The organism is Amycolatopsis sp. NPDC051102 (assembly GCF_040682815.1).
Classification (GTDB): domain Bacteria; phylum Actinomycetota; class Actinomycetes; order Mycobacteriales; family Pseudonocardiaceae; genus Amycolatopsis.
This window is the reverse complement of record NZ_JBFBBT010000011.1, coordinates 230,487-239,968: the sequence shown is the minus strand read 5'-3', so window position 1 is coordinate 239,968 and position 9,482 is coordinate 230,487. Positions and strand designations below refer to the sequence as shown.

Genomic DNA, 9,482 nt, shown 5'->3' with positions numbered 1-9,482 from the left:
ACGCGGCCGGATATCCCGCGTGTGGAGATGTCGCGGCCGGATATCCCGCGTGTGGAGATGTCGCGGCCGGATATCCCGCGTGTGGAGATGTCGCGGCCGGATATCCCGCGTGTGGAGATGTCGCGGCCCGATATCCCGCGGGTGGAGATGTCCCGTCCGGATATTCCGCGAGTCGAGATGTCCAGGCCGGATATCCCCCGCGTGGAGATGTCGCGGCCCGATATTCCTCGTGTGGAGATGTCGCGCCCAGACATCCCGCGGGTCGAGATGTCGCGGCCGGACATTCCTCGTGTGGAGATGTCGCGGCCCGACATCCCGCGGGTCGGTGGCCAGCCGAACGGCGTGCGTCCCGAGCAGCGCAAGGCGCCTGAGCCGCCGCGGGGGGCGCCGGGCCGTCCGGGGGGCAATGTGCCGCCGCCGAAGCCTTCCGAGATGTCGCGGTCGGACATCCGTCCGGTCAAGGACCTGAGTGCGGCTTTCCAGAACCGTGACGACTTCGCCGAGCGCCAGCGGCCGAACCGGCCGAAGCCGCCCGAGCCGAAGCCGGACCGGCCGCCGATGCCCCGGGACGCCTCGGCGTCCCGTACCGACTTGCCGCCGGTCGTCCCGCCGACGACCCCGGTGCCGAGCAACAACCCGGCGCCGCGGCAGCCGTCGCGCACGAACCTGCCGCCGGTGGTTCCGCCGACCACGCCGGTCCCGGCCGCCGATGGCCGCCGCCCGTCGCGGCTGGAGCAGTTCTCGCGGGCGGACATGTCGCCGATCCTGGACGAGCCGCCGTCCCGGCACGGCGGGTCCCACCGCGCGCCCGGGGAGGCCGCGGCCCAGGCCGACGCGGCGCCGCTGGCGAACCCGACGTTGCCGGAGTCGGTCCGCAACTTCCAGGGCCGCTCGGGCGGCCGTCGCCGCAAGCCGGACGAATCGCAGCAGCTCCCGGCGGTGCCGGCGGCCCCGGAGCCGGCAGGCGGCGGCCGCCGCCGTCGCCCGGACGGCGAGCCACCGGCCTGGGAGGGCATGGTCGCCGAGCGCGCCTCGATGTCCCGCCGCGGCATGACGCCGGTGGACCCGGCCGCGGTGGAGCAGAACGGCAACGGCCACAACGGAGCCCGCAACGGCCACCGGGCGGCCCCCGAGCCGGCCCCGGGCAGCGGCTCCCACGCGGCGGGCCGTTCGGTGAGCGAGCTCCTGGCGGCAAACGGCGGCACGGGCGCGACGCCCCGCCGCCGCCGACGCGCGGAGGACTGAGGCCGGCCGGCCGCCTGACGGCGGTCTCCGGCCCGGCCTGCGCGCACTTGCCGAACGTGGCTTGAGCGCAGGGCCGCTCAAGGCGGCCCGCTGAGCGCACTCCGCTTCAAGTGGATCTGCCGAGCGCGGGCCTGCCGAATGTGGCCCGCCGAGTGCACCCTCCCCAAGTGGACCTGCTGAGCGCGGGCCTGCCCGGCGCGGCCCGAGCGAACCGGCCCAAGCAGGGCCGCCAAGCGCCCCCGCCGAGCGTGGCCGGCCGACCGCGTCCGCCAAGCACCCCAGGTGGCGCTCAAGGCATCCGCGACGGCACAAGATCGCGGCGGCGGAAGACCGAGGTGGCGTTTCTCTTCCTGTCCGGTCTGCGTAGGGTGACCGGCTGTGAGCGGAACCCTCTCGCCCGCGACGGGACTTGATCGCGGACGGCGGCCTCGCCGGGTCACCGTGCTGCTGCCGGTGCTCGGGCTGATCGTGGTGGCCCTGTGTGGCCTGTTCCTGTTCGGGCTCGCCACCGCGCGGGTCGGGCCCCTCGCCGTCACCATCGGTGTGCTTGCCGCGCTCGTGCCCGTGGCCGGTGTCGTCGCCGGGTTCCTTTGGGTTGACCGGTGGGAGCCCGAGCCCGCCAAGTTCCTGCTGCTCGCCTTCGCCTGGGGTGCCTGCATCGCGACCATCACCGCGCTGCTCATCAACACCACCGCCGAAGCCGTCGGGGACGAGCTGCTCGGGCAGGGCAGCGGGAACACCGTCGCCGCGCTCGTTTCCGCCCCTGTTGTCGAGGAGGCCGCGAAGGCTCTCTTCGTCGTCCTCATCCTGTGGCGGCGGTCCAGTGAATTCGACGGCGTCGTGGACGGGGTCGTCTACGCCGGGTTCAGCGCCGCCGGGTTCGCCTTCACCGAGAACATCTACTACTTCGGCCGGGCCTTCTACGACTACGGCTTCGGTGACGGGCGCAGCCAGGGCGTCATCACCGCGTTCTTCCTGCGTGGCGTGCTCGCTCCCTTCACCCACCCGCTGTTCGCCGTGCTCACCGGTATCGGGATCGGGATCGCCGCGCGGACCACCACCAAGGCGCTGAAGATCATCGCGCCGGTCGCCGGGTACCTCGCCGCCGTGAGCCTGCACGCGCTGTGGAACAGCGCCGCGCTGCTCGGCGGGTCGAAGTTCCTCACCGTCTACTTCCTGATCATGCTTCCGCTCTTCTTCGGCGTGGTCTACCTGGTCGTCCTGCAGCGACGGCGGGAGCAGCGGATCATCGCCGCCGCCCTGCCGCACATGGCCGCCGCGCGGTGGATCGCGCCGTCGGAGGTCGAGCTGCTGGCCAGCCTGCCCGGCCGGCGCGCCTGGCGCCGCCAGGCGAAACGGCAGTCCGGCAAGCAGGCCGCGAAGGCCGTCGCCATCTACCAGGCCAGCGTCACGGAGCTCGCCTTCCTCGACCGTCACAAGCTCACCAGCGACGCCGACCGGCAACGCCAGCAGGAGCTCCTGCGCACCCTGAAAGCCGCTCGCGCCGAGGCCACGCGCCTCGCCGACGAGGCTGCGCAGGGGTGAACCGGTCCGGGTGAAGCTGGTCACCCGGGCTCAACGGTGCGCGCCCGGCCGAGTTAGTCTCGCGCCGTTCGTCCGGTACCCCGAACGGGACTGGAACGAGAGCAGAGGGAGTCTGCGAACCATGAGCGTCCACAGGCGCACGCCATGACGAGGCCCGCTCGCCTCGCGGTCGGTGTCGTCTCCGCCGGCCGGGTGGGCAGCGTGCTCGGCGCCGCGCTGGCCCGGGCGGGGCACACCGTGGTCGCCGCGTCGGGCCTGTCGGCCTCGTCGCTGGCCCGTGCCGAACGCCTGCTCCCCGACGTGCCGTTGCTGCCGCCCGACGAGACCGTCCGCCGGGCGGACCTGGTGCTGCTCGCCCTCCCCGACGACGCGCTGGCCGGGATGGTCCGCGGCCTCGTCGCCACCGGGTCGCTGCGGCCGGGGCAGATCGTCGTGCACACCTCGGGCGCGCACGGCATCGACGTGCTCGCCCCCGCTGCCGAGGTCGGCGCCCTGCGGCTCGCCCTGCACCCGGTGATGACGTTCACCGGCCGCGAAGAGGACCTCGAGCGGCTGGCGGCGTGCAGCATCGGCGTCACGGCGGCCGAGGACGACGAGGCGGCGTGGCACGTCGGCGAAGCGCTGGCGGTCGAGATGGGCGCCGAACCGGTCCGGATCCCCGACTCCGCGCGAGCGCTCTACCACGCTGCGCTGGCCCACGGCGCGAACCACCTGATGACGCTGGTCGCGGACTGTGCGGACCTGTTGCGGCAGGCCGGAATCGGGCATTCCGAACGCCTGGTCGCACCACTGCTTTCGGCGGCGTTGGATAATGTGCTGCGACACGGCGATCGCGCCCTCACCGGCCCGGTCGCGCGTGGCGACGCCGGCACTGTCCGCAAGCACCTCGAGGTGCTCGCGGAGCGGGCGCCGGACGTGGCGCCGGCCTACCGCGCGCTGGCCAAACGCACGGTGGCGCGTTCCAAGGCTGCCGGGCTGCTGGCCACCGCGGCCGCCGAAGACCTCACCGAACTCCTCGACGATCCCGCCGAAGGGCACCAAGACCAGTGACCACACCGAAATTCAGCCGCGGCACCCTGAACACCTTCGCGTCACCCGAGCAGGTGAGCCAGGTTAGCCGGGCGCTGCACGGCGTCGGCCGCAAGCTGGCGCTCGTGCCGACCATGGGTGCGCTGCACGCCGGCCACCGCGAGCTGATCCGCCGCGCGAAGCGGCTCCCGAACACCGTCGTGGCCACCTCGATCTTCGTGAACCCGCTGCAGTTCGGCGCGGGCGAGGACTTCGAGGCCTACCCGCGGCCGCTGGAGGCCGACCTCGCGATCCTGGGCGAGGACGGCATCGAAATCGCGTTCACGCCCAGCGCGGACGCGCTCTACGCCGAAGGGGCCGTGGTGACCGTCCACCCGGGACCGCTCGGCGACGAACTCGAAGGCGCGGTCCGGCCCGGCCACTTCGCCGGCGTGCTCACCGTCGTGGCGAAGCTGTTCAACCTGCTCCGTCCGGACTACGCCTTCTTCGGCGAAAAGGACTACCAGCAGCTGGTGCTGATCAAGCGGATGGTGCGCGACCTGAACATCGACACGCGCGTCATCGGCGTGCCGACCGTGCGCGAGCGCGACGGGCTCGCGTTGTCCTCGCGCAACGTCTACCTGACGCCCGAACAGCGTGAAGACGCCATCGTCCTGTCGGCCGCCCTCACCGCGGGGGCGTTCGTCGGCCGGGACGGGGCCGCCGCGGTCCTCGAGACCGCGTGGAAGACCCTCGCCGCGCGGCCCGCGGTCGAGGTGGATTACCTGGAGTTGCGGGGAACCGACCTCGGGCCCGCGCCCGTCGATGGTGAAGCACGATTGTTGATCGCGGCCCGGGTGGGGAGTACCCGGCTGATCGACAACGTTCCGGTGCTGCTCGGCGCTGCCGTCGAGCACCCGGAGCGGCTGGACGCAGGGGAATAGGAGTCCACGATGTACCGCACGATGCTCAAGTCGAAGATCCACCGGGTCACCGTGACCCAGGCCGACCTGCACTACGTCGGTTCGGTGACGGTCGATGAGGACCTGATGGAGGCCGCGGACCTGCTGCCGGGGGAACAGGTGTCCATTGTGGACGTCACCAACGGGGCGCGGCTGGAGACCTACGTCATCAAGGGGGAACGCGGCAGCGGGGTGCTCGGCATCAACGGCGCCGCGGCGCACCTGGTGCACCCGGGTGACCTGGTCATCCTCATCTCGTACGGCCAGATGGACGACGCGGAGGCGGCGACGTACCAGCCGCGCGTGGTGTTCGTCGACGCGGACAACCGGATCGTCCACCGGCACACCGACCCCGGCCACGCGCCGGAGGGTTCCGGCCTGCTTTCCGGCACGGTGACCCTGCCGCCGGACGAGGAGACGGCGGTCTTCCCGGTCGCCGAGACGGCGGACGCCCGCCGCCTCGACGCGCTGCTGCACGCGGAAAGCTGACCCGCTTGCTGCTCACCGTCGACGTCGGCAACACGAACATCGTCCTGGGGCTGTGGTCCGGGGACGCGCTGGTCGGCGACTGGCGGATGCGCACGGACGCGCGCATCACGGCCGACGAGCTGGCGTTGACGGTTCGCGGCCTGCTCGGCCCGCACGCGGACGCGATCACCGGGATCAGCGCGTTGTCGACGGTGCCGGCGGTGCTGCGCGAGCTGCGGGTGATGCTCGCCCGCTACTACGCCCGGATCCCGAAGATCGTGGTGGAGCCGGGCGTGCGCACGGGCGTGGCGCTGCTGGTGGACAACCCGAAGGAGGTGGGCGCGGACCGGCTGGTGAACACGCTGGCCGCGCACCACCTCCACAGCACGGCGTGCGTCGTGGTCGACTTCGGCACGTCGACGAACGTGGACGCGATCTCCGCCCGCGGCGAGTTCCTGGGCGGCGCGTTCGCCCCGGGCATCGAGATTTCGGTGGACGCGCTGGCGTTGCGCGCGGCGGCGCTGCGGAAGGTCGAGCTGGTCCCGCCGCGGTCGGTGATCGGCAAGAACACGGTCGAGTGCCTGCAGTCGGGCATCCTGTACGGCTTCGCGGGCCAGGTGGACGGCCTGGTCCGCCGGATCGTCCGCGAGCTGGCGCCGGGTGGCACGGAACCGGTGGCGGTGCTGGCCACCGGCGGCCTGGCGCCGCTGGTGATCGGCGAGTCGGAGACGATCACCGACCACGTGCCGGAGCTGACGCTGCTCGGGCTGCGGCTGGTCCACGAGCGCAACATCCGGTCCTGATCGGACGCACCCCGGCCCGTGCCCCCGGGGCGCCGTCAGCCGCGGGCCAGCCGGCGGCGCTCCAGCACGTACCCCAGCGCCGTCAACGCCAGCGCCGGGAAGGCGATCTTCGCCTGCGGGAACCGATCCTCCCCCGGCGGATCGACCGCGCGGGACCCCGGGTAGGCCAGCGCCGAAACCTGCGTCACCCAGTACAGCGACGCCAGCACGGCCCCCGCGTCGAGACCCGCCCGGGTCGGCCGCCGCCAGAGCTGCCACAGGCTCGTCGCCCCCAGCGCGAGCCCGAGGCTCATCGTCTGGCCGTTGTGGAACTTCGCGTGCGGTGGCCAGGCCGGGTTGTGGACGTGCGTTTCGTTCCAGTCGGCCTTGTACGGGCCCACGGCCGTCACCAACGAGGTCAGCGAGATCAGGGCCCGCCCCAGTGATTTCCTGCGCATTGCCGCAGTATCGAACCTCCACCTCGATCGAGGTCAAGTACGCGGCTTCAGCGCCGTCGCGCGCGCAGGGCCGTGGTGACCAGCGGCAGGTCGAACTCGCCGTCCGCCGTCGCCGGATTCGCGGCCAGGAACTGCCGGAGCCGGTCCAGCAGCGCCGCCGACTCTTCCGGGGCCGAGACGATCACGATCGAATACGTCGCGATCGTTTCCAGCAGGCTCTCCGCCGTCCGCCGTTGCACATGGCGAAACCGCTCGCATTCGAAAGACTCGAACGCCGGGTGCGTCACGTGGCGCAAATCTTCGACGCTCGCCGGGCGGCGGGCGCCGTCGCGACCCAGTTCGGTGAACTCGGCGACCCACGGCACCGATTCGTCTTCGTAGTTCCACACCGGTACGCACACGCCGCCCGGGCGCAGCACGCGGGCGATCTCCGTCATCGCCTCGGGCACGTCGAACCAGTGGAACGCCTGGCCGATGAAAACGGCGTCGAGGCCGCCGTCCGGCAGCGGAATCCGTTCCGCCTGACCGGCCAGCGACGTCGCCGACGGCACGGCCCGCTCCAGTTCCGCGCGCATTTCCGGGTCCGGTTCGACGGCGGTGACGTCGAGACCCAGCGCGGTGAGGCCGAGGGTGAGTTTGCCGGTGCCGGCGCCGAGATCGAGCACCCGGCGCGGGGTTCCGGTCACCCCGGACAGGCCCCATTCGATCGCTTCGCGGGGGTAACCGGGCCGGTGCTGGGCGTACTCGGCCGCGCGGGCGCCGAACGAAGCGGCCCGCCGGGCGCGGTGCTCGGGTGTGGGATCACTCACGGACCCCAGGTTAATCGACCGAAAGGAAAGGTAATCCGGTTGGCGTAGCGCGCGGCGGGGTTCGTACCCTATGGGCCATGACCGAAAACCCCGCTTCCACCAGCGAGCCCGCCGAAGACGAACTGCCCGAGCAGATGCGGGTGCGCCGGGAGAAGCGCGACCGGATCCTCGCCGAGGGTATCGATCCCTACCCGGTCGAGGTACCCCGCACGCACACGCTCGCCGAGGTGCGCGCGGCGCATTCCGGGCTGCCCACCGACACCGCCACCGGCGAGGTCGTCGGCGTCACCGGCCGGGTCATGTTCATGCGCAACACGGGCAAGCTGTGCTTCGCGAGCCTGCGAGAGGGCGACGGCACCGAGCTGCAGGCGATGATCAGCCTGGCGAAGGTCGGCGAAGACGCGCTGGCGGCGTGGAAGTCCGATGTCGACCTCGGCGACCACGTGTTCGTGCAGGGCGAGGTCATCACGTCCAAGCGCGGCGAGCTCTCGGTGATGGCCGACGCCTGGCGCATCACGTCGAAGGCGCTGCGCCCGCTGCCGACCGCCCACAAGGAGCTGGCCGAGGAAACCCGGATCCGCCAGCGCTACGTCGACCTCATCATGCGCCCGCGCGCGCGGGACGTCGTGCGCACGCGCGCCGGCGTGGTGCGGTCGCTGCGGGAGTCGTTCCACCGGCGCGGGTTCACCGAGGTCGAGACGCCGATGCTGCAGACGCTGCACGGCGGCGCCGCGGCGCGCCCGTTCGTCACGCATTCCAACGCGTTCGACATGGAGCTGTTCCTGCGGATCGCGCCGGAGCTCTACCTCAAGCGCTGCGTCGTCGGCGGCATCGAGAAGGTCTTCGAGATCAACCGCAACTTCCGGAACGAAGGCAGCGACTCGTCGCATTCGCCGGAGTTCGCGATGCTCGAGTACTACGAGGCCTACGCCACGTACGACACGAACGCGGTGATGACGCGGGAGCTGATCCAGGAGGCCGCGCAGGCGGTGCTGGACAGCCAGGTCGTCACCCTGCCCGACGGTTCGGAGTACGACCTCTCCGGCGAATGGACCACACTCGGAATGTACGAGTCGTTGTCCGATTCCCTCGGCGAAGAGGTGACGCCGGAGACGCCGGCCGCCAAACTGCTCGGATTCGCGCAGGCCAGGGGCCTGGAAGTGGATCCGAAGCTGGGCCACGGCAAGCTGGTCGAGGAACTGTGGGAACACCTCGTCGGAGATCACCTGCACGCCCCGACGTTTGTCCGTGATTTTCCGCTGGAGACCTCGCCATTGACGCGGCAGCACCGCTCCCGGCCCGGCGTGGCGGAGAAGTGGGACCTCTACGTGCGCGGTTTCGAACTCGCCACCGGATACTCCGAGCTGGTCGATCCGGTCGTCGAACGGGAACGCCTCACCGAACAGTCCCGGCTGGCCGCGGCGGGCGATAGCGAAGCCATGCGGCTGGACGAGGATTTCCTCCGCGCCCTCGAGTACGGAATGCCGCCGAGCGGTGGTGTCGGAATGGGGATCGACCGGCTGCTCATGGCCCTGACCGGTCTCGGTATCCGGGAGACGATCCTCTTCCCGCTGGTGCGACCTGAATAACCCGGCAGTGTGGATAGCGGCCGGGTTATGCATATGAGATTTGCGTTGCACTCCGGAAGCGGGTACTAATGTTCTGGACAAAGACTTCTGTCCCGGGGCTCGCCCCGTAACCCAGATCATTGAGTAAGCCCCGCAGGAGGAAACGGATGGCACAGAAGGTGCTCGTCTCGCTGGTCGACGACCTCGACGGCAGTGAGGCGGAAGAGACCGTCGAGTTCGGTTTGGACGGCGTCAGCTACCAGATCGATCTCTCCTCGGAAAACGCCGAGGAGCTGCGGGACGCCCTCGCCCAGTATGTCGAGCACGCGCGTCGTGCGGGTGGCCGCAAGCGCGCTACGGTGCGCCCGGTCGCGGGTAAGGGTTCGGCTCGTCCGGCGGCGGTCGACCGTGAGCAGAACCAGGCCATCCGGTCCTGGGCACGCAAGAACGGTTACGCGGTTTCCGACCGCGGCCGCATCCCCTCCGAGGTCGTCGAGGCTTACCACAAGAAGAACTGAAGATTGTTCACGCCGCCCCGCACGGGCTGACGGCAGGTCGCTGACCAGCCGTTATCCCGCGCCCGGTGGGTGGCGAATTCTGGTGACGCGGGGGTTTCCAGTGATGGCCGCCGGGTGAA

10 protein-coding genes are annotated in these 9,482 nt (G+C 71.1%); 8 read left to right on the top strand and 2 right to left on the bottom strand.

Features of this window, described 5'->3' with window-relative positions:
* The first annotated feature begins 432 nt into the window (after positions 1-432).
* From AB0M93_RS29035 to AB0M93_RS29010, 6 genes are all read left to right on the top strand, one after another.
* Positions 433-1,245: a hypothetical protein gene (locus AB0M93_RS29035; RefSeq protein ID WP_364278657.1), complete on the top strand. Its 813-nt coding sequence runs from the start codon at positions 433-435 to the stop codon at positions 1,243-1,245.
* A 441-nt stretch (positions 1,246-1,686) separates the two neighbouring features.
* The gene (locus AB0M93_RS29030; RefSeq protein ID WP_364278881.1) at positions 1,687-2,790 is read left to right on the top strand and encodes a PrsW family intramembrane metalloprotease; all 1,104 of its coding nucleotides are present in this window, start codon (positions 1,687-1,689) and stop codon (positions 2,788-2,790) included.
* 144 nt (positions 2,791-2,934) lie between these two features.
* On the top strand, positions 2,935-3,840 hold the full coding sequence (locus tag AB0M93_RS29025) for a DUF2520 domain-containing protein (protein WP_364278653.1): 906 nt from the start codon (positions 2,935-2,937) through the stop codon (positions 3,838-3,840).
* Complete coding sequence (gene panC, locus AB0M93_RS29020) at positions 3,837-4,742, top strand: pantoate--beta-alanine ligase (protein WP_364278650.1); 906 nt, start codon at positions 3,837-3,839, stop codon at positions 4,740-4,742. Before AB0M93_RS29025 ends, panC begins: the two co-directional genes overlap by 4 nt.
* Before the next feature lie 9 nt (positions 4,743-4,751).
* Positions 4,752-5,249, top strand: coding sequence for an aspartate 1-decarboxylase (panD, locus tag AB0M93_RS29015; RefSeq protein WP_086853279.1), 498 nt, complete (start codon positions 4,752-4,754; stop codon positions 5,247-5,249).
* 5 nt (positions 5,250-5,254) lie between these two features.
* A complete protein-coding gene (locus AB0M93_RS29010; RefSeq protein ID WP_364278648.1) occupies positions 5,255-6,031 on the top strand; it encodes a type III pantothenate kinase in 777 nt (258 codons plus the stop codon).
* Positions 6,032-6,066: 35 nt separating this feature from the next.
* On the opposite strand, the gene AB0M93_RS29005 is transcribed toward AB0M93_RS29010, so the two are convergent.
* A complete protein-coding gene (locus AB0M93_RS29005; protein ID WP_364278645.1) occupies positions 6,067-6,468 on the bottom strand; it encodes a DUF6640 family protein in 402 nt (133 codons plus the stop codon).
* Positions 6,469-6,515: 47 nt separating this feature from the next.
* Positions 6,516-7,277: a class I SAM-dependent methyltransferase gene (locus tag AB0M93_RS29000; RefSeq protein WP_364278642.1), complete on the bottom strand. Its 762-nt coding sequence runs from the start codon at positions 7,275-7,277 to the stop codon at positions 6,516-6,518.
* Positions 7,278-7,354: 77 nt separating this feature from the next.
* Between AB0M93_RS29000 and lysS the strand changes: the two genes are divergently transcribed.
* Both lysS and AB0M93_RS28990 read left to right on the top strand, forming a co-directional pair.
* Positions 7,355-8,866, top strand: coding sequence for a lysine--tRNA ligase (gene lysS, locus AB0M93_RS28995; protein WP_364278639.1), 1,512 nt, complete (start codon positions 7,355-7,357; stop codon positions 8,864-8,866).
* Positions 8,867-9,012: 146 nt separating this feature from the next.
* Complete coding sequence (locus AB0M93_RS28990) at positions 9,013-9,363, top strand: Lsr2 family protein (protein ID WP_013230453.1); 351 nt, start codon at positions 9,013-9,015, stop codon at positions 9,361-9,363.
* Positions 9,364-9,482 lie beyond the last annotated feature (119 nt).

Bases quoted from the DNA above. Each gene is read 5' to 3' on its own strand.
- AB0M93_RS29005 (WP_364278645.1), bottom strand. From the start codon at position 6,468: ATGCGCAGGAAATCACTGGGGCGGGCCCTGATCTCGCTGACCTCGTTG.
- lysS (WP_364278639.1), top strand. From the start codon at position 7,355: ATGACCGAAAACCCCGCTTCCACCAGCGAGCCCGCCGAAGACGAACTG.
- AB0M93_RS29035 (WP_364278657.1), top strand. From the start codon at position 433: ATGTCGCGGTCGGACATCCGTCCGGTCAAGGACCTGAGTGCGGCTTTC.
- AB0M93_RS29025 (WP_364278653.1), top strand. From the start codon at position 2,935: ATGACGAGGCCCGCTCGCCTCGCGGTCGGTGTCGTCTCCGCCGGCCGG.
- panD (WP_086853279.1), top strand. From the start codon at position 4,752: ATGTACCGCACGATGCTCAAGTCGAAGATCCACCGGGTCACCGTGACC.
- AB0M93_RS28990 (WP_013230453.1), top strand. From the start codon at position 9,013: ATGGCACAGAAGGTGCTCGTCTCGCTGGTCGACGACCTCGACGGCAGT.